16 protein-coding genes are annotated in these 18,324 nt (G+C 70.7%); 6 read left to right on the plus strand and 10 right to left on the minus strand.

The annotated features are described in order from the left end of the window. The first annotated feature begins 23 nt into the window (after nucleotides 1–23). A complete protein-coding gene (locus HRJ34_RS23535; RefSeq protein WP_011952794.1) occupies nucleotides 24–1,046 on the plus strand; it encodes a 2-oxoadipate dioxygenase/decarboxylase family protein in 1,023 nt (340 codons plus the stop codon). Here the strand turns inward: HRJ34_RS23535 and HRJ34_RS23540 are convergent. Both HRJ34_RS23540 and HRJ34_RS23545 read right to left on the minus strand, forming a co-directional pair. After that, on the minus strand, nucleotides 1,027–2,133 hold the full coding sequence (locus HRJ34_RS23540; RefSeq protein ID WP_011952793.1) for an ATP-binding protein: 1,107 nt from the start codon (nucleotides 2,131–2,133) through the stop codon (nucleotides 1,027–1,029). The two genes, HRJ34_RS23535 and HRJ34_RS23540, sit on opposite strands and share 20 nt — an antisense overlap. Next, a complete protein-coding gene (locus HRJ34_RS23545; RefSeq protein WP_226948668.1) occupies nucleotides 2,133–2,828 on the minus strand; it encodes a response regulator transcription factor in 696 nt (231 codons plus the stop codon). The genes HRJ34_RS23540 and HRJ34_RS23545 overlap by 1 nt, the downstream gene beginning before the upstream one ends. 145 nt (nucleotides 2,829–2,973) lie before the next feature. Here HRJ34_RS23545 and HRJ34_RS23550 point away from each other — a divergent pair, with 145 nt between their 5' ends. The 3 genes from HRJ34_RS23550 to HRJ34_RS23560 are packed head-to-tail and all read left to right on the plus strand — an operon-like array spanning nucleotide 2,974 to nucleotide 8,683. Continuing rightward, nucleotides 2,974–4,113, plus strand: a complete 1,140-nt coding sequence (locus tag HRJ34_RS23550) for an efflux RND transporter periplasmic adaptor subunit (protein WP_208632607.1) — start codon at nucleotides 2,974–2,976, stop codon at nucleotides 4,111–4,113. Nucleotides 4,114–4,127: 14 nt separating this feature from the next. Continuing rightward, nucleotides 4,128–7,238, plus strand: coding sequence for a multidrug efflux RND transporter permease subunit (locus HRJ34_RS23555; RefSeq protein WP_208632608.1), 3,111 nt, complete (start codon nucleotides 4,128–4,130; stop codon nucleotides 7,236–7,238). A gap of 2 nt (nucleotides 7,239–7,240) precedes the next feature. Then, the gene (locus HRJ34_RS23560; protein ID WP_029994531.1) at nucleotides 7,241–8,683 is read left to right on the plus strand and encodes an efflux transporter outer membrane subunit; all 1,443 of its coding nucleotides are present in this window, start codon (nucleotides 7,241–7,243) and stop codon (nucleotides 8,681–8,683) included. A 14-nt stretch (nucleotides 8,684–8,697) separates the two neighbouring features. Here the strand turns inward: HRJ34_RS23560 and HRJ34_RS23565 are convergent, their stop codons facing one another. Further along, nucleotides 8,698–9,396, minus strand: coding sequence for a pentapeptide repeat-containing protein (locus tag HRJ34_RS23565; protein WP_208632609.1), 699 nt, complete (start codon nucleotides 9,394–9,396; stop codon nucleotides 8,698–8,700). A 93-nt stretch (nucleotides 9,397–9,489) separates the two neighbouring features. On the opposite strand from HRJ34_RS23565, the gene HRJ34_RS23570 reads away from it, so the two are divergent. Beyond that, entirely contained in the window at nucleotides 9,490–10,164 is a 675-nt protein-coding gene (locus tag HRJ34_RS23570) for a spermine/spermidine synthase domain-containing protein (RefSeq protein WP_011952787.1), read from the plus strand. 3 nt (nucleotides 10,165–10,167) lie between these two features. Here HRJ34_RS23570 and HRJ34_RS23575 read toward each other — a convergent pair whose 3' ends face one another. The 4 genes from HRJ34_RS23575 to HRJ34_RS23590 form a co-directional block, all read right to left on the minus strand. Beyond that, complete coding sequence (locus tag HRJ34_RS23575; RefSeq protein WP_208632610.1) at nucleotides 10,168–11,838, minus strand: MFS transporter; 1,671 nt, start codon at nucleotides 11,836–11,838, stop codon at nucleotides 10,168–10,170. Between the two features lie 175 nt (nucleotides 11,839–12,013). Further along, nucleotides 12,014–12,457 (minus strand): VOC family protein, encoded by a 444-nt coding sequence (locus HRJ34_RS23580; protein ID WP_208632611.1) that lies wholly within the window; start codon nucleotides 12,455–12,457, stop codon nucleotides 12,014–12,016. After that, entirely contained in the window at nucleotides 12,454–12,948 is a 495-nt protein-coding gene (locus HRJ34_RS23585; RefSeq protein ID WP_016746223.1) for a nuclear transport factor 2 family protein, read from the minus strand. Before HRJ34_RS23585 ends, HRJ34_RS23580 begins: the two co-directional genes overlap by 4 nt. Nucleotides 12,949–13,039: 91 nt before the next feature. Further along, complete coding sequence (locus HRJ34_RS23590) at nucleotides 13,040–13,768, minus strand: Crp/Fnr family transcriptional regulator (RefSeq protein WP_208632612.1); 729 nt, start codon at nucleotides 13,766–13,768, stop codon at nucleotides 13,040–13,042. A gap of 158 nt (nucleotides 13,769–13,926) precedes the next feature. Here HRJ34_RS23590 and HRJ34_RS23595 point away from each other — a divergent pair, with 158 nt between their 5' ends. Beyond that, entirely contained in the window at nucleotides 13,927–15,141 is a 1,215-nt protein-coding gene (locus tag HRJ34_RS23595; protein WP_208632613.1) for a TetR/AcrR family transcriptional regulator, read from the plus strand. Nucleotides 15,142–15,262: 121 nt separating this feature from the next. On the opposite strand, the gene HRJ34_RS23600 is transcribed toward HRJ34_RS23595, so the two are convergent. From HRJ34_RS23600 to rpe, 3 genes are all read right to left on the minus strand, one after another. Beyond that, entirely contained in the window at nucleotides 15,263–15,790 is a 528-nt protein-coding gene (locus HRJ34_RS23600; protein WP_208632614.1) for a glycine cleavage system protein R, read from the minus strand. 82 nt (nucleotides 15,791–15,872) lie between these two features. Further along, on the minus strand, nucleotides 15,873–17,600 hold the full coding sequence (locus HRJ34_RS23605; RefSeq protein ID WP_208632615.1) for a heparinase II/III family protein: 1,728 nt from the start codon (nucleotides 17,598–17,600) through the stop codon (nucleotides 15,873–15,875). Between the two features lie 10 nt (nucleotides 17,601–17,610). Then, nucleotides 17,611–18,273 carry a ribulose-phosphate 3-epimerase gene (gene rpe / locus HRJ34_RS23610; protein WP_011952779.1) on the minus strand — a complete coding sequence of 221 codons (663 nt, stop codon included), beginning with the start codon at nucleotides 18,271–18,273 and terminating at the stop codon, nucleotides 17,611–17,613. Nucleotides 18,274–18,324: the final 51 nt, after the last annotated feature.

Raw genomic sequence — 18,324 nt, forward strand, 5'->3', positions numbered from 1 at the left:
GTCGTGTCCGCACAGGAGATAATATGCTGGATGTTCATCAATCTCCGGGCCGGGCGCTGCTGGCCTCCCGGCTCGGCGACCGGACCGCGGCGCTGCTCGCCACGCTCGACCTCGACGAGGCGCTGGCCCATCGCGCGGACGGGGGGGCGGTGTCGCGCATCTGCTTCGCGGCGGCGCTCAACGCGCTGCTGTTCGACGACCTCCTCGCACGGGTGCCGACCGGCGCCGCCTTCGTCGCTGACCAGCGCGCCCGGGGCGAGCGCATCCGCTTCGATCATGGCGCGCTGCGCACGATCCGCTTTCCGTTCGGAGGAACCGGCGCGCTCCCCGCCGGGCAGGACGCCTTCGCCCGCATCCTCGGCCCGCTCGGCTATGCCGTCGCGGGCACCTATCCGCTGCCCCGGCTGAAGATGACGGGACGGGCCTGGGCGCAGCGCGACATGCCGGAGGGATTGCCGCAATTCTTCGTCAGCGAGCTGCATGTCGAGCGCTTCGACGCCGATTTCGCGGCGGCGGCGCAGCGCGTGTTCGGCGACAGCCGCGACCCGCTCGCCCCCGCGACGGTCGCGGTGCTCGATCGCTTCGCGCGCGACGGAGCGGTGTCGATGGAGGAGGCGGTCGCCGCGCTGCCGGCGGTGGCGGCGGCCTTCGATCGCCAGCATGGCGACCCGGACCTTGCCGACTATGCGCTGCTGCTCGACCGGTCGGCCGAGGCGGCGTGGATCGCGACCGAGGGCAATGCCTTCAACCACGCGACCAGCCGCGTGCCCGACGTCGCGGCGGAGGCCGAACGGCAGCGGGCGCTCGGCCGGCCGATCAAGGATCGGGTCGAGGTCTCGTCGACCGGCCGGGTGCGCCAGACCGCCTTCCGCGCCGACCCGGTGGAACGGCGCTTCCGCGACGGCGCCGCGACGGTCGTCCGCGCGGTGCCCGGCTCCTTCTACGAGATCATCAGCCGCGACAGCGACCCGGCGACGGGCCGGCTCGATCTCGGCTTCGACAGCGGCAACGCCACCGGCATCTTCGCTATGACCCGCGCGGCGTGACCGGGGAGGCCGCGCGCCGGGCCTGGCCGGCGCGGCGCGGGAAGACCATGCTGAAGCAGGCGCCGCCGTCGACCGTCGCGTAGCTCGCCGTGCCGCCATGCGCCTGCGCGATCGCCAGCACGACGGCGAGGCCGAGGCCGCTGCCCTTCAGCGGCCCCTCATGGTCCATGTAGCGGCGGAACGGCTCGAACGCATAGGGCGCGAAGTCGGGGGTCAGTCCGGGGCCGCGATCGGCGACGTCGATGCGGACCTGGTCGCGGTCGCGCTTCAGCCGGATCAGCACCCGGGCGGGATGGGCGTGGCGCTTCACATTTTCGAGCAGCGCCATGATCGCCTGGCGGATGCGGGCCGGGTCGACCTCGCACCGGCAGGGCGCCAGATCCGCCTCGACGGTGAAGCCGGCCGCTTCCAGCCCCGGCTGCATCAGGCGGACCACCGCTTCCACCTCCTCGGACAGGTCGAGCGGCTGGAGGCGGACGTCGAGCCGGCCGCCCTCGAACAGGCTGACGGTGCGCAGGTCCTCGATCAGCCGGGTCAGCGCCTCGACCTGGGTGACGAGCGACCGGAGCAGCGGCGGATCGGGCTGGAACACGCCGTCGGCAAGACCCTGGAGCCGCCCGCTCAATATGGTGACGGGGGTGCGCAGCTCGTGCGCGATCGAGGCATTCCACCGCATCACCGCCTGCGACGCGCGTTCGAGCCGTTCGGCGAGCAGGTTGAAGTCGTCGACCAGCGTCGCCGCCTCGGACAGCGACCGGTCGCCGGCCTCGGCGCGGACCTCCAGGTCGCCGTCGGCGATGCGGCGCGCGCTGCGAGCGACCGAGACGAGCGGCGCCACGATCCGCCGCGCCAGCCGCAGCGCGGCGATCACGGTGATCCCCGCCGCCGCCAGGCACAGCGCCAGGATCACCATCCATTCGATCTGCGACGGCATCCAGTGCTGCGTCATCGGCAGCAGGTGCGGCGCCATGCGGATGACGACGCCGTAGAAGACGTAGAGCCCGGTGATCGTCAGCAGCACGGAGGCGATCGTCGCCACCACCATCGACAGGACGATCTGCCGCCCGAGCCCGCCGATGCCGGCCATCAGCCGAGGTCCGCCAGGCGGAAGCCGACGCCGCGCACATTGTTGACGAAGCCGGTCGCCCCGGCATCCTCCAGCTTGCGCCGCAGCTTGCTGAGATGGGTGTCGACGGTGCGTTCGAGCGCCTCGCCGCCGGGCAGGCAGGCGTCGAGCAGCTCCCCGCGCGAGAAGGCCCGCTTCGGCGCCCGCGCCATATGGGCGAGGATGCGGAACTCGGTGAGGGTCAGCGGCAGGGCATGGCGCTCCGGCTCGTCGCCGGTGATGACGCTGGCGAGATGGCTGTCGAGGTCGACCTCGATCGGCCCCACCCGCAGCATGGTGCCGCCGCCGCCGCCCGCCCGGCGCAGCACAGCGCGGGCGCGCGCCGCCACCTCGACCGCGTTGAACGGCTTGACCACATAATCGTCGGCGCCGATGCGCAGCGCCTGCAGCTTGTCGATGTCCTGGTCGAGCGCGGTGAGCATGATCACCGGCGTATCGCCGCGCCGCCGCAGCTCCGCCAGCACCTCCCAGCCGTTGACCCGCGGCATCTGCACGTCGAGCATGACGAGATCGGGCTTGAGCGCGAGATGGAGGTCGAGCGCGGTGCGCCCGTCGGCGGCACGGACGGTGCGGAAGCCCTCGCGCTCCAGATAGGCGGCGATGACTTCGGCGATTTCGGGCTCGTCCTCGGCCACAAGGATCAGCGCGTTGGTCAATTCTGCTTCTCTCCCCGACACGCCTGATAATCCATTCGCCCCGTCGAAAGCCATGCGCCTCCACATTATCTCCACATTACCTACACAAATATTCGACGCGGGCGGTGCAAAGGCCCATCGCGTAGATTGTCCTGGATCCGGTTCGATGAAGATGTTCGATGTGAGGCGCCGCAGGGCGCCGTTGCTTTGCGTCGCGGCGATGCTCGCGCTTGCCGCCTGTGGCGAAAAGCCGCAGGGCCCGCCGCCCGCGCCCGAGGTGTCGGTGGTGAAGATCGCCCCCGCGGCGGTGTCGATCGCCGACGAGCTGCCCGGCCGGGTCGTCGCCTTCCGCGTCGCCGAGATTCGTCCGCAGGTGAGCGGGATCGTCCAGCGCCGCCTGTTCGAGCAGGGCAGCGAAGTGCGCGCCGGCCAGCCGCTGTTCCAGATCGATCCGTCGCCGTTCCGCGCCGACGCGGGCAGCGCCGCCGCGAGCGTGCGCCGCGCCGAGGCGACCCTCGCCCGCGCGAAGGTGCAGGAGGACCGGCTCGCCCCGCTGGTCAAGAGCGACGCGATCAGCGGCCAGGCCTATGACGACGCCGTCGCCGCGCGCCGGCAGGCGGCCGCCGACCTTGCCCAGACCCGCGCCGACCTCGAACGGCGCCGGGTCGACCTCGGCTTCGCGACGATCCGCTCGCCGATCAGCGGCCGGATCGACCAGGCCGTGCTGACCGAGGGCGCGCTCGCCAATGCGGGCGACGCCAATCCGCTCGCCACCGTGCAGCAGATCGACCGCGTCTATGTCGACGTGCGCCAGCCGGCGACCCGGCTCGATGCGCTACGCGACGCGGCGCGCGCCGGCGCCGCCGACCAGGGCGCGCCGGTCGAGATCGTCTCGGGCACCGGCCGGATCTACCCGGTCAAGGGCCGGCTGCTGTTCTCGGGCATCAGCGTCGATCCCGGCACCGGCGAGGTGATCGCGCGGGTCAAGGTGCCGAACGGCGACCGGACGCTGCTGCCCGGCATGTTCGTCCGCGCCCGGCTGCCGCGCCTCGCCCTGCCGAGCGCGATCATGGTGCCGCTCCAGGCGGTCGCCCATGGCGGCTCCGGCGACACCACGGTCAAGATCGTCGACGCGCAGAACAAGGTGCAGGACCGCAAGGTCGTGCTCGGCGACGAGAAGGACGGGCAGGTCATCGTCCACGAAGGGCTGAAGCCCGGCGACCGGGTGCTGGTCGAGGGCCAGGACCGGGTGCAGTCGGGCGCGGTCGTCAAGCCGATGCCGTGGCGCCGGGCCGCGGCGCGCTGAGATAGGCCGGACCCATGCCCCGTTTCTTCATCGACCGACCGGTCTTCGCCTGGGTGATCGCGATCGTGATCGTCCTGATGGGCCTGATCGCGATCCCGCAATTGCCGATCGAGCGCTATCCGACGATCGCGCCGCCCAGCATCACCATCACCGCCACCTATCCGGGCGCCACGCCGCGGACGATGAACGACAGCGTCGTCGGCCTGATCGAGCGCGAGCTGTCGAGCGTGAAGAACCTGCTCTATTTCGAGAGCTCGACCGACACCTCGGGCGTCGCCCAGATCACCGCGACCTTCAAGCCGGGCACCGATCCCGAACTGGCGCAGGTCGACGTGCAGAACCGGCTCAAGACCGCCGAGCCGCGCCTGCCGCAGGTGGTGCGGCAGACCGGCGTCTTCGTCGAGGCGGCCTCGTCGGGCTTCCTGGTGATGATCGCGATCGAGTCGAAGGACCCGCATGTCGATCCGGGCGTGCTCGGCGACTATGCGGCGCGCAACGTGTCGGAGGAGCTGAAGCGCGTGCCCGGCGTCGGCCGCGTCCAGCTGTTCACCTCCGAACGGGCGATGCGCGTCTGGATCGATCCCGCCAAGCTGCTCTCCTACAGCCTGACGATGAGCGACGTGAACGCCGCGATCGCCGCCCAGAACGCGCAGATCGCGCCGGGCGCGATCGGCTCCGAGCCGACCGTCGGCGAACAGCGCGTGACGATCCCGCTGACCGTCGACGGCCAGCTCCAGACGCCCGAGGAATTCCGGCAGATCGTGCTGCGCGCCAACAGCGACGGATCGTCCGTCCTGCTCGGCGACGTCGCCCGGGTCGAGCTCGCCTCGCAGAGCTTCGCCGCCAGCGCCCGCACCAACGGCCGGCCGACCGCGATCCTCGCCGTCCAGCTTGCGCCGGGCGCCAATGCGGTCGCCACCTCGCGCGGGGTGCTCGAGCGGATGGACGAGCTGTCGAAGTCGATGCCCGACGGCATCTCCTACAGCGTGCCGTTCGACACCGCCCCGTTCGTGAAGATATCGATCGAGAAGGTGGTCGAGACGCTCGCCGAGGCGATGGTGCTCGTCTTCCTCGTCATGTTCCTGTTCCTGCAGAAGTTCCGCTACACGCTGGTCCCCGCGATCGTCGCGCCGATCGCGCTGCTCGGCACCCTGTCGGTGATGCTGGTCGCCGGCTTCTCGGTCAACGTGCTCACCATGTTCGGCATGGTGCTGGCGATCGGCATCATCGTCGACGACGCGATCGTGGTGGTCGAGAATGTCGAGCGGCTGATGGCGGAGGAGGGGCTGTCGCCCCGCGACGCGACCCGCAAGGCGATGCGCGAGATCACCGGCGCGATCATCGGCATCACCCTGGTGCTGACCGCGGTGTTCATCCCGATGGCCTTCGCCAGCGGATCGGTCGGCGCGATCTATCGGCAGTTCACCATCTCGATGGCGGTGTCGATCCTGTTCTCGGCCTTCCTGGCGCTGTCGCTGACCCCGGCGCTGTGCGCGACGATCCTCAAGCCCGTCCACGGCCATGAGGAGAAGCGCGGCTTCTTCGGCTGGTTCGACCGCAAGTTCGACACGCTCGCCGGCGGCTATCAGGGCTGGATCGCGCGGCTGCTCAAGCGGACCGGCCGGATGATGGCGTCGTTCGCGGTGGTGCTGGTGCTGCTCGGCGTCGGCTTCATGAACCTGCCGTCGGCCTTCCTGCCGGAGGAGGACCAGGGCTTCTATATCACCGCCTTCCAGATGCCGGCCGACGCCACCATCTCGCGCACCAGCGAGGCGGTCTCGGTGCTCGAACGGCACAACAAGAGCCGCCCGGCGGTGCGCGACACGACGGCGGTGCAGGGCTTCGGCTTCTCCGGCTCGGGCGCGAACGCGGCGCTGGTCTTCACCATGCTCAAGGACTGGAAGGACCGCGACGGCGCGACCGCGCAGAGCGAGGTGGCGTCGGCCCAGCAGGCGACCGGCGCGATCCGCGAAGGCGTGGTGATGAGCCTGCTGCCGCCGTCGATCGAGGGCCTCGGCAACTCGTCGGGCTTCTCGCTGCGCCTTCAGGACCGCGCCGGCAAGGGCGACGCCGCGCTGGCGGCCGCGCAGGGCCAGCTCCTCGGCCTCGCCGCGCAGAGCAAGGTGCTCCAGGGCGTCTATCCCGAGGGCCTGCCGCCCGGCAGCAGCGTCAAGCTGGAGATCGACCGCCGCAAGGCGCAGACGCTCGGCGTCTCGTTCAGCGACATCGCCTCGACGCTGAGCGGCGCGATCGGATCGACCTACATCAACGACTTCCCCAACCGCGGGCGGCTCCAGCAGGTGATCGTCCAGGCCGAGGCGGCGTCGCGGATGAAGCTCGACGACGTGCTCAACCTCTACGTCCGCAACGCGGCCGGCGATCCGGTGCGGCTGGGCGAGGTGGTCAACCCGCACTGGGAGGTCACCCCGCTCCAGCTCGTCCGCTACAACGGCTATCCGACGATGCGCATCTCCGGCTCGGCGGCGCCCGGTTATTCGAGCGGCGCGGCGATGAAGGAGATGGAGCGGCTCGCGGCCGAGCTTCCGCCCGGCTTCGCGATCGAATGGACCGGCCAGTCGCTGCAGGAGAAGCAGGCCGGCGACGAGGCGCTGATGCTGCTCGGCCTGTCGATGTTCGTCGTCTTCCTGGTGCTCGCGGCGCTCTACGAGAGCTGGGCGATCCCGCTGTCGGTGATCATGGTGGTGCCGCTCGGCCTGCTCGGCGCGCTCGCGGCGGTGATGGTCGCGGGGCTGTCGAACGACGTGTTCTTCAAGGTGGGGCTGATCACCATCATCGGCCTCAGCGCCAAGAACGCGATCCTGATCGTCGAGTTCGCCAAGGCGGCGCGCGACGAGGGGATGTCGACGATCGAGGCGACGATCCACGCCGCCCGGCTGCGCCTGCGCCCGATCATCATGACCAGCCTCGCCTTCACGCTGGGCGTCATGCCGCTGATGCTGGCGACGGGGGCGAGCAAGGAGACGCAGCGGGCGATCGGCACCGGCGTGTTCGGCGGGATGATCAGCGCGACGCTGCTGGCGATCTTCTTCGTGCCGGTCTTCTTCGTGGTGATGATGAAGCTGGTCGAGCGCTACAAGAAGCGCAAGCCGGCGGTGGAGGAATGAGCATGCGCAGGATCGCCATGCTGGCGCTGCTGATGACCAGCGCCTGTTCGATGAACCCGCGGCTCGATATCCCGAAGCCGCCGGTCGCGACCCACTATCCCGACGCGACGGCGGCGGAGCCGGCGAGCGCCGCCGCGATCGACTGGCGGACGATGTTCGGCGACCCGCGCCTCCAGGCGCTCGTCGACCTGGCGCTGGCCAACAATCGCGACCTGCGTGTCTCGACGCTCAACGTCGAGGCGGCGCGCGCCCAGTTCCGGGTGGCGCGCGGGGCGATGCTGCCGCAGGTCGACGCCAACGGCTCCTATACCCGCCAGCGCATCCCGACGAGCACGGCGTCGGCGGGGATCGGCGGGGCGACCGGCGGCGGCACCGGCGCGGGCGCGCCGAGCGGGTTCGAGTTCGGCCAATATTCGGCCAATGCCGCGCTCACCAGCTTCGAGATCGACCTGTTCGGCCGGCTCCGCTCGCAGAGCCAGGCGGCGTTCGAGCGCTATCTCGCGAGCGACGAGGGCCGCCGTTCGGCGCGGATCGCGCTGATCGGGTCGGTGGTCGACGCCTATCTGGCCGAACGGCTCGCCGCCGAGCAGCTCGCGCTGACCGAGCGGACCATGGCCGACTGGAACAGCTCGCTCGACATCACCCGCCGCCAGCACGAGGCGAAGCAGGTCAGCGGGCTCGAACTGGCGCAGGCCGAGGGGCAGGTCCAGCAGGCGGCGGCCGACCTCGCCGCCGGCCAGCGGGCGCTGGCGCAGGCGGGCAACGCGCTGCAACTGCTGGTCGGCGCGCCGATCCCGGCGGACCTGCCGGCGCCGATCCCGCTCGCCGACCAGCCGATCATGACCCAGCTTCCGGCCGGGCTGCCGTCCGACCTGATCGCCAACCGGCCCGACATCCGCCAGGCCGAGCGCGAGCTGGTCGCCGCCAATGCCGATGTCGGCGCGGCGCGCGCGGCCTTCTTCCCGCGCCTGTCGCTGACCGGGCTGTTCGGCTTCACCAGCCTGGCGTTCGACGACCTGTTCAAGGGCGACAACCGCAGCTGGTCCTTCACCCCGCAGATCAGCCAGCCGATCTTCCGGGGCGGCAGCCTGCGCGGCGAGCTGCGGCTTGCCAAGGTGCAGAAGTCGATCGCGATCGCCAATTACGAGAAGGCGATCCAGACCGGCTTCCGCGAGGTCGCCGACGGTCTGGCCGGCCGCGCCACTTTTGCGCGCCAGCTCGATGCCCAGCGCAAGGCGGTCGATGCCGCCGAGCGGCGCGCGCGGCTGTCCGACATGCGCTACCGCGTCGGCTTCGACAGCCGGCTCGAGCTGCTCGACGCGCAGCGCAGCCAATATGCGGCGCAGCAGGCGATGCTGGAACTGCGGCGGCAGGAGCTGTCCAGCGCGACCGGGCTCTACCGGGCGCTGGGCGGCGGGGACGAGGACCGGACGCCGCGCAAATAGCGGCGCGTCGTCTCTCAGCGTACCTTGAGGCCCAGTTCGCCGAGCAACTGGCCGGCCTGCTCGCGCGAGATGGTCGCGCCGCGGAACAGGGTGGCGTCGAACAGCCGCAGCCCGCCCAGGTCCGCGCCGCGCAGATCGGCGTCGTCGAAGCGCGAGCCGGCCATGTTCGCGTCGCGCAGGCTGCAATCCTCGAACTGCGTCGCGCGGAAATCGCCTTCGCGCAGGTCGGCCTGGCTCAGGTCGACCTTGACCAGCCGCTGCTTGCGGAAGGAGATGCCGGGCAGCCTGGCGTTGATCAGCAGCGTCTCCTCGAAACGGATGTCGATGGTCCGGGCGTCGGACAGGTCGGCGCCGGTCAGCTTGCACCGCTCGAATTTCGCGGCGGTCAGGACCGCGCGCCGCAGCACGCAGTTGTTGAAGTCGCTGGCGGTGAAGCGCGCCTCGCCGAGCTGGGCGCCGGTGAATTGCGCGAAGGCGCCGCGGCAGGAAAGCCATTGGGTTTCCTCCAGCTTCGCGCCGGAGAGGTCGGTGCGGCGCAGGCTGCAACGCTCGAAGGTCCAGCCCGACAGGTCGAGTCCGGAAAGATCGGCCTCCTCGAGATCGCAGTCGACGAGATGCTGATGGGGCGATGCCGCCCGCAGCCGCTCGATATCGGCGCGGGCGAGGGGCTGGTCGCGGATCGCGCGATCGGAAAACAGGTCGTCCATGGGCATTCGTTAGCGCGCTTTTCGTGGCGGCTTCAATCGACGCGCTCGCCAGAGCGCGCCGAAAGCCCTATCGGCGGCGCGACTCGGGAGCAGATGGCGATGAAGGCACGTGAACTGATCGGAACGGCCCAGGTGCCGGGGGGCGAGCCGCTGCGGCTGTTCCGGCGCGGCGACGATTTCATGATCGTGCTCGACCGCAACGAGCTGATGAGCAGCCGGATGAGCGGATCGGAGGAGGCGCTGGCGCTGATGACGATCGAGCGGCTCGGCGGCGGGGCGGGCGCGCCGCACCTGCTGATCGGCGGCTATGGCATGGGCTTCACCCTGCGCGCGGCGCTGGGCGCGCTGCCGGCGACGGCGCGGATCACCGTGGCCGAGCTGGTGCCCGAGATCATCCACTGGGCGCGCGGGCCGATGGCCGAGCTGGCGGCCGGCTGCCTCGACGACAAGCGGGTGACGATCGTCGAGAGCGACGTCGCCGAGGTGATCCAGGCCGGGCCCCGGAGCTATGACGCGATCCTGCTCGACGTCGACAACGGCCCCGACGGCCTCGTCCGCGACGCCAATGGATGGCTCTATTCGGCGCGCGGCCTGGCGGCGGCGCGGGCGGCGCTGAAGCCGGGCGGGGTGCTTGCGGTCTGGTCGGCGGCGCCCGACGCGGCCTTCGTCCGCCGCCTGCGCAGTGCGGGCTTCCGGGTCGACGAGGTCGCCGTCCGCGCGCGCAGCAACGGCAAGGGACCGCGCCACGTCATCTGGTTCGCGACGCCGGCCTGACCTTCACTGGTCGATGTCGCGCCGCGCGGTTTCCGGCAGCGCGACCAGCCCGATCACGACTGTCGCCGCCGCGACGATGATCGGATACCAGAGCCCGTAATAGATATCGCCCGTCGCCGCGACCATCGCGAAGACGATTGTCGGCAGGAAGCCGCCGAACCAGCCATTGCCGATATGGTAGGGCAGCGACATCGACGTGTAGCGGATGCGGCTGGGGAACAGCTCGACCAGCAGCGCCGCGATCGGGCCGTAGACCATCGTCACCAGCAGCACGAGCACGGTCAGGATCGCCACCACCATCACCGTGTCGATCGCCGCCGGATCGGCCGAAGCGGGGTAGCCGGCGGCCTTCAGCGCGGCGCCGGTCTCTTCCTGGAACGCCGCGATCGCCTCCTTGCGCGCCGCGCCGAAGACGGTGGCGGGGTCGGGCGCTGCGATCGTCCGCTCGCCGATCCGCACCTGCGCGATCGTGCCCGCCGGCGCCTCGACATTGGCGTAGCTGACCCCGCCCTTGGCGAGGAACGCCTTGACGATGTCGCAGCTCCGGCTGTCGAACCGGTTCTTGCCGATCGGATCGAACTGGACCGAGCAGTCGTCGCCATGGGCGACCACCGCGACCGGTGCGGTCGCCTGGGCATGGGCCAGGGCGGGGTTGGCGGCGACGGTCAGCGCGCTGAACAGCGGGAAATAGCCGATCGCGGCGAGCGCGCAGCCCGTCAGGATGATCGGCTTGCGTCCGATCCGATCCGACAGCCAGCCGAAGAAGACGAAGGCGGGCGTCGCGATGGCGAGTGCGATCGCGGTCAGGACGTTGGTGGTGGCGCCGTCGACCTTGAGCGTCTTCTCCAGGAAGAACAGCGCGTAGAACTGGCCCGTGTACCAGACCACCGCCTGGCCCGCGACCGCGCCGAACAGCGCGACCAGCACCCAGCGCAGGTTGCCCCAGCGGCCGAACGCCTCGGTCAGCGGGGCCTTGGAGGTCTTGCCCTCGTCCTTCATCTTCTGGAAGACGGGGCTTTCGGCGAGCTGCAGGCGGATCCACATCGACACCAGCAGCAGGATCATCGAGACGAGGAAGGGCACGCGCCAGCCCCAGTCGGCGAAGCCGTCCTCGCCCATCAGCCGGCGCACCCCGATCACCACCAGCAGCGCCGCGAACAGGCCGAGCGTCGCGGTGGTCTGGATCCAGCTGGTATAGAGGCCGCGCCGGTTGTTGGGCGCATGTTCGGCGACATAGGTCGCCGCCCCGCCATATTCGCCGCCGAGCGCGAGGCCCTGGAGCAGCCGCAGCCCGACCAGGATGACGGGCGCCGCGACGCCGATCTGCGAATAGGAGGGCAGCAGGCCGACCGCGAAGGTCGACAGGCCCATGATCGCCATCGTCACCAGGAAGGTGTTCTTGCGGCCGACCAGGTCGCCGATCCGCCCGAAGACGAGCGCGCCGAACGGCCGCACCGCGAAGCCCGCCGCGAAGGCGGCCAGCGCCAGGATGAAGCCGGTCGTCTCGTTGACGCCCGAGAAGAACTGGCTGCTGATGAAGGTGGCGAGCAGGCCGTAGAGGTAGAAATCATACCATTCGAACACCGTGCCCAGCGACGAGGCGGCGATCACCAGCTTCTCGTTCTGCGTCACCCTGTGGTGCTTCGGCAGTTCCGTACCCGACCCGTCCGTCATCGACCTCTCCCCCCGTTTCCGCAGGCGATCGCCTATGGATTTTCGTCATGCTGAACTTGATTCAGCATCCAGAACCGCAACGCCGCGCTTCCTGCTCCAGCGTTGCGGTTCTGAATCCCGGATCAAGTCCGGGATGACGAATGGGGGATACAGGCTCGCGGGCCGGTTGGCGATATCAGCCGAGCGGCGCGCGGCGGGCCGCCGCCTGCGCCCATCCTTCGGGTTCGGGGAAGACGTCGGTGTTGCAGAAGGCGGAGAGCTTGTTGCCCGCCGGGTCGCGCAGATAGCCGATATAATAGCTCGGATGATAGCGCGACCGGCGGCCGGGCGCCCCCTCGTCGGTGCCGCCATGGGCGAGACCGGCGGCATGGGCGCGGTCGACCGCCTCCGGGCCCGGCGCGTGCAGGCCGACCATCGATCCGTTGCCCACCGTCGCGGGCTTGCCGTTCTCGGGGAGGCAGACCCAGACCTTGGGCATGTAGATGCCGTCGGCCAGCCCATAGCCGATCCATTTTTCGCTCAGCATGATGCGCTCATGGCCCAGCGCCGCCATCACCGCGTCGTAGAAGGGCAGCACGGCCTCGATCGAGTTCACGCCGATCGTCACATAGCTGATCATCGCGTCGCCTCCTGCCCGCCGATCGCGAAGTCGGCGGCCGCCATCGGGAAGATATTATAGTCGGTGGTCTGGGTGCGCCCCATCACCCGGTAGCGGCGGTCCCGGAATTTCCAGCGGCCGTCCTGCTTGCGGTAATGGTCGCGATAGAGGCCGTAGGACATGGTCTGCCCGGCCTTGGCGTCGTGCCGGATCTCGCACATGTACATGCGGCCGTGCGCTTCGCCGTCGCCGATCTCGATGACGGTGTTGAGGATGACGAACTCGAAGAAGTCCATATGGCCGATCGCCTTCGACACGAAGGCGGCGAGGCCGGCCGGGCCATCGAGGTCGAGCGGGGTTCCGTCCATCCGGTCGACGACGATCCGGGCGCCTTCGCAGAAGATCGACGGCAGCTCGTCCCAGGCGCGGCGCGTGATCATGTCGGCATAGGCGGCCTGCAGCCGGGTGATCGCGATATAGTCGATGCTTTCCTGGTCCAGACTGACGCTCATCGCGGCCCTCCCCGCCGCGCGCATCGGCCCCGTGGGCGGCGTCGCGGTCGGGAATGTCTAAAACCAATCGCTTGGTTGGTCAATCGGGCGATCAGCCCTCGGCGATGGCGCGAAGCTCCCCGGGCCGGTTGATCGTGATCCGGCGCAGGCTGGGGAGCGCGATGATGCCCGCGCGCTTGAGGCGGGTCAGCGAGCGGCTGACGGTCTCGATCGTCAGGCCCAATATGTCGCCCATCTGCTGGCGCGACAGCGGCAGGTCGATCGCCGGCCCGTCGTCCGCCCGGTCGGCGATCTCGACGATCAGGCTCGCGACCCGCTCGCAGGCGGACTTGCGGCCGAGCAGCAGCATCCAGTGGCGGGCGCGGTCGAGCTCGGTCAGCGTCCGTTCGAGCAGCGCCTGGCCGATCACGGCATGCTCGCGCGCGAAGCGGTCGAAGGCGGCGCGGCCGAACACGCACAGCGTGGCGTCGGTCAGCGCGGTCGCGCTGTGCGGGCTGTCCTTGCCGAAGGGGCGGCCGATGAAGTCGGACGGATGGACGATGCCGACGATCTGCTCGCGCCCGTCGCCGGTGAGGGTCGACAGCTTGAGCATCCCCGACAGGACGTTGCCGACGGTGACCGCCTCCTCGCCTTCCCACAGCAGCGTCTCTCCGGCGGCGAGGGTAACGCGCCGGCCGAGGCGGCTGAGCGCGGTGAGCCCGCTGTCGTCGAGCACGCAGCAGATCGCCGAGCTGCGCACCGGGCAGCCGGCGCAGGAGGCGGGCAGGGCGAACGCCGCCCCTCCGACCGGTGCTTCCCCGACATGCGCATCCCTGTACATCGTCCCGCCTCGCTTTCCTTGGCCGATGATGGCGCGGGCGCGGCCGCGCCGACATACGCAATGTTCCCAAGCGCGCCGTCCTTGTGCATGGAGGGGGGCGCCGTCGCCCAGGAGAAGCCGCCATTCGTCCGTCGTCCCCATCCTCCGCCGGCCTGCGCGTGACCCGGCAGAAGCGGTCGGCGCTGCGGCAGCAGGAGATCGCCGACGCGGCGATCGCGGTGATCGGCGAGCAGGGGCTGGCGGCGGTCACCCACAAGATGGTCGCCGACCGGGCCGGCGTGTCGCTGGCGGCGACGACCTATTATTTCGAGACCAAGAACGACATCGTCGCCGAGGCGTCGAGCCAGCTCCTCCACCATTATGCGGGGTCGCTCGGGCGGTTCGCGGAGCGGCGCCAGGCGGGCCCCGCGTTCGATTTCCGCGCCTTCTTCGTGCGCATCCTCGCCAATGTCGCGGACGGGCACCGCTTCGACACGCTGGCCTGGTGCGAGATCATGCTCGACGCCGCCCGGCGCGACGCCACCCGCCGGCTGGCGCGCTCCTGGTTTGATCGGGTCCACGGCCTGTGGCTCGACATCGCCGCGCTGCTCGGAGTGGCGGACGGCGAGCGGGTGGCGCGATCGGGTCTCGACCTGTGCATCGGGCTGTTCTTCACCATCCTGCCGCTCGCGCTCGACGAGGCGGAAGCGACGGCCTTGCCCTTCGCGGGCCTGCGCGAGCGGCCGGACGCCGTCGATGCGCCCGGACTCGAGCGGATCGCGCCGCGCGAGGGGCGCAAGGCGGCCGAGACCCGGCGGCGCGTCCTCGACGCCGCGATCGACATCATGGCGGCGGAGGGCCCCGGCGACATCACCTATCGCGCGGTCGCCGATCGGGCCGGGCTGACGCGGGCGGCGCCGACCTATCATTTCCCGGCGATCGAGGGGCTGATCGGCGAGGTGCAGGTCGAATTGTTCGAGCGCACCAAGGCGCGCTATCGCGAGGGACTGGCCGGGCTCGACCGCGCCGCGCTCGACGAGGAGCAGCTCGTCCGCCGCACCGCCGCGATCATGCGCCGCGAGGCGTCAGACTTCGGCCTGCTCGGCCTCGCCGACCTTGCGATCCGGCTGGAGGCGGCGCGCCGTCCCGCCTTCCGCCCGATCGTCCGCGCGCATATCGAGGACCAGAACCGCGCCTGGCTCCGCATCCTGAGCCAGCTCGACCCCGAGGGCGCGGCGCCCGCCGGGGCGATGATCCTCCAGGCGCTGTGCATCGGCAAGCTGATCCGCATCGTCGCCACCGGCGGCCGCCGCACCGATCTCGACCGGCTCCGCGAGGAACTGGCCTACGACATCGGGGCGATCCTGTCGGGCACCCACTGGACCGGGTGCTAGACAGTTCCCAATCGTCATTCCCGCGAAAGCGGGAATCCACGGTCACGGAGCATTTCGTCTCTTGCGGACCGCCGTCCATGGATTCCCGCTTTCGCGGGAATGACGATTGGGGAGAACCGTCCTAGACCGCCTCCGCCTGCCGGTTGAAATCGACCATGATCTCGCCCGATATCCCCTCCAGCGCCGCGCGGACCTGGTCGGTCGTGACGGCGGCGGGGAGGAGCAGCCTGGCCCGGCCGCGGAACAGCGGGGCGCCCGACCAGGCGCTGCCCTCGATCTCGCTGGTGAAGTCCTCGATATTGACCTCCAGCCCGGCGAGCACGGTCGTCACCTCGCGGACGATGCCGGGGCGGTCCTGGCCGACGATCTCGATGCCGAGCGGCTGGCCGCCGCGATCGCCGCCGGGCGCGGCGGCGGGGACCAGCGCGACGCTCAGGCCCTCGGCGTCGATCGCAAGCGCCGCGGCTTCCAGCTCGGCGAGGCGGTCGCCGGGCAGCTCGACCAGCACCGATCCGACATATTTCCCGCCCAGCCGCGCGAGATGGCTTTCGAGCCAGTTGCCGCCCGCCGCATAGACCGCGTCGGCCAGCGCGCGGGTCAGGCCGGGGCGGTCGCTGCCGACGACGGTGAGGATGACGGACTGGTTCATGGGGCCTCTCCGGTGATGATGTCGGGCGCGATGGTGCGCTTTCGGGGCGGCGAGCGCAATGCGGCTGCGGCCGCCGAGAGGTCTATTCGGACCGGGCGAGCACCCAGTTCACGTCGATCCCGTCGGCCGCGGCGGTGCCGGCGATGACGAGCTGGCGGGTCGCCTGCGGCCGCCCGCGCGAGTCGATCCACAGGCTGTCCTCGATCCCGACCTCGCCGCCGGTGACGCGGAAGCGCCACAGCGCGCCGCCGGCGATCCGCAGCAGCGCGCCGCTGCCGTCGGCCGTCGCCGAGACGTCGACCTCGGGCGCCAGGTGGAAGCGGATCGCATAGTCGGCGCCGTCGCCGCGCGGGCGGCGTCCCTCGGGGATCAGCATGTCCTGCCCGCGCACCTCGCGCCCGCCCGCGCCGATGACGAGGCGGCGGCGATGGCTGAAGCCGAAGCGGCGGACATAGCCGTCGTGACGCATGTCGATGCTGCTGCCGTGCATGTCCTCCTGCCGCTCGACCTCGACCTCGGTCACGCCCTTGCCGAGCGTGCCGTCGCCATGGATCGCGGTCGAGTTGCTGTCGGCCAGCACCAGCGTCGAATGGGCGGCGGTGCTGCGCAGCGCCTGCGCCAGATCGGGATGGAGCGCGTTGTTGGCGCCCCGGCCGCCCCCGCAATTGACGATCAGCCGCCACGGCCCGTCCGACATCTCGAAGGCGAGGGTCGAGGCGCAGGCATGGGTCGCGAAGCGCGAGACCGGCGGCGGCGCGGCGTCGGCGACCAGCCGGCTATGGCCGACCGACAGCCGCTGATAGCCCCAGTCGCGCGACTGGCGCAGCGGCCGGGCGCGGACGCCCGACGCGACGACGATCGCGTCGACCCGGCCGCCGTCGATCGGGGCGGCGCCCTGCCAGCTCGACAGGCCGCCGTCGCCCAGGGTGAGGCCCAGCAGCGGCGGCGCGGCGCGGGCGATGGCGTCGCCGATCGGGGCGGGCAGCCGCTGGCCGCGCATCTCGTAATAGCGGCGCAGCATGGAGAGCAGGCCGATCAGGTCCATCTGCTCGACCGGCGACCGGCTGACGATGCCGCCGTCGCCGTGCAGCGCGCCGGCCAGCGCCCGTTCCATGCCCTTCTCGCCATGAAGCTGGCGCGGCTCGCCGCCGGGGATCAGCAGCCCGGCCGCGATCACCCCGGCCCAGGCGGCGACGCGGGGCAGGCCGGGCGCCGCCTTGTCGGCGCTGCGGTCGAGATGCTTGGCGCCGCGGGCGAGCGCGTTGAGCACCGGCGCGCGCAGCTCGTCCGACGACATGATCAGCGGCGCGTGGCAGCCCCAGAACAGGATGCGGCGGCCCCACAGGTCGGGACGCCAGGCGGCTTCGTGGATCTGCTTGCCGAACGCGCCGAGCCAGCGGCCGGTCAGCAGCTCGGCGATCGGCGCGACGCGCTGGCGCGGCCCGGCGGCGTTGAGGTCCCGCAGCCAGGCGAAGCTCTGGAGATGGTCGCTGAACGCCGCCGACATCGCGCGCGGGCGGAAATCGTAGCTTTCGATCGCGACGCTTTCGCCCTGCCACAATATCTCGCCGTCGAGCATCGCGCCGCCGAGCCGGACGAGCCCCTCGATCGGGTCGGGCGGCACGTCGTAGAGCTTGAGCGGGTAGCGGCCGCGCAGCCGCAGGCCGTGGACCGGGGTGCGCCAGGCCAGCGCATGGAAGCGGCCGGCGAGGCGTTCGGCGAGCGAATGGCTGCGGTCATGCTCGACGCGGATCAGGCGCCGACCGGGCTCCACACGATCGTCGAAGCCGGACCCGCCCGCGTCGCTCATCCGCCCGCGCTCACGCCTTGCGCAGGCCCGCGATGTTGGCGGCGTATTGGGACGGGCCGCCCCGGAAGGTCGCGGTGCCGGCGACCAGCGCCGTCGCGCCCGCCGCGATCACGCGCGGCGCGGTGTTGGCGTCGACGCCGCCGTCGACCTCCAGGTGGATGTCCTTGCCGCTCTTGTCGATCATCTTGCGGATCGCCTCGATCTTGCGGAGCTGGCTCTCGATGAAGCTCTGTCCGCCGAAGCCGGGATTGACGCTCATCACCAGGACGAGGTCGACGTCCTCCAATATATAATCGAGCATCTTGGCCGGGGTGGCGGGATTCAGCGAGACGCCGGCCTTCTTGCCCAGCCCCTTGATCCGCTGGATCGTGCGGTGGACGTGCGGGCCCGCTTCGGGATGGACGGTGATGATGTCCGCCCCGGCATTGGCGAAATCCTCGAGGAAGGCGTCGACCGGGGAGATCATCAGGTGGACGTCGAACGGCTTGGTGGTGTGCGGGCGCAGCGCCTTCACCACCGCCGGGCCGATCGTGATGTTCGGCACGAAATGGCCGTCCATCACGTCGACATGGATCCAGTCGGCCCCGGCCGCGTCGATCGCGCGGACCTCCTCGCCCAGCTTGGCGAAGTCGGCGGACAGGATCGACGGCGAGATGAGGACGGGGCTGGTCATGATCGAATCCGATTAGCCGGGTGAAGGTGGAGGGGCAAGGTCGGCCTGCCC

It is taken from the genome of Rhizorhabdus wittichii (assembly GCF_017607425.1).
GTDB classification, from domain to species: domain Bacteria; phylum Pseudomonadota; class Alphaproteobacteria; order Sphingomonadales; family Sphingomonadaceae; genus Rhizorhabdus; species Rhizorhabdus wittichii.

What these genes read in the sequence shown, in the direction of transcription:
- HRJ34_RS23570 (WP_011952787.1), top strand. Translation starts at nt 9,490, where the DNA reads ATGAAGGCACGTGAACTGATCGGAACGGCCCAGGTGCCGGGGGGCGAG.
- HRJ34_RS23555 (WP_208632608.1), top strand. Translation starts at nt 4,128, where the DNA reads ATGCCCCGTTTCTTCATCGACCGACCGGTCTTCGCCTGGGTGATCGCG.
- HRJ34_RS23565 (WP_208632609.1), bottom strand. Translation starts at nt 9,396, where the DNA reads ATGCCCATGGACGACCTGTTTTCCGATCGCGCGATCCGCGACCAGCCC.
- HRJ34_RS23550 (WP_208632607.1), top strand. Translation starts at nt 2,974, where the DNA reads ATGAAGATGTTCGATGTGAGGCGCCGCAGGGCGCCGTTGCTTTGCGTC.
- HRJ34_RS23540 (WP_011952793.1), bottom strand. Translation starts at nt 2,133, where the DNA reads ATGGCCGGCATCGGCGGGCTCGGGCGGCAGATCGTCCTGTCGATGGTG.
- HRJ34_RS23535 (WP_011952794.1), top strand. Translation starts at nt 24, where the DNA reads ATGCTGGATGTTCATCAATCTCCGGGCCGGGCGCTGCTGGCCTCCCGG.
- rpe (WP_011952779.1), bottom strand. Translation starts at nt 18,273, where the DNA reads ATGACCAGCCCCGTCCTCATCTCGCCGTCGATCCTGTCCGCCGACTTC.
- HRJ34_RS23590 (WP_208632612.1), bottom strand. Translation starts at nt 13,768, where the DNA reads ATGTACAGGGATGCGCATGTCGGGGAAGCACCGGTCGGAGGGGCGGCG.
- HRJ34_RS23560 (WP_029994531.1), top strand. Translation starts at nt 7,241, where the DNA reads ATGCGCAGGATCGCCATGCTGGCGCTGCTGATGACCAGCGCCTGTTCG.
- HRJ34_RS23580 (WP_208632611.1), bottom strand. Translation starts at nt 12,457, where the DNA reads ATGATCAGCTATGTGACGATCGGCGTGAACTCGATCGAGGCCGTGCTG.
- HRJ34_RS23575 (WP_208632610.1), bottom strand. Translation starts at nt 11,838, where the DNA reads ATGACGGACGGGTCGGGTACGGAACTGCCGAAGCACCACAGGGTGACG.
- HRJ34_RS23605 (WP_208632615.1), bottom strand. Translation starts at nt 17,600, where the DNA reads ATGAGCGACGCGGGCGGGTCCGGCTTCGACGATCGTGTGGAGCCCGGT.
- HRJ34_RS23585 (WP_016746223.1), bottom strand. Translation starts at nt 12,948, where the DNA reads ATGAGCGTCAGTCTGGACCAGGAAAGCATCGACTATATCGCGATCACC.
- HRJ34_RS23600 (WP_208632614.1), bottom strand. Translation starts at nt 15,790, where the DNA reads ATGAACCAGTCCGTCATCCTCACCGTCGTCGGCAGCGACCGCCCCGGC.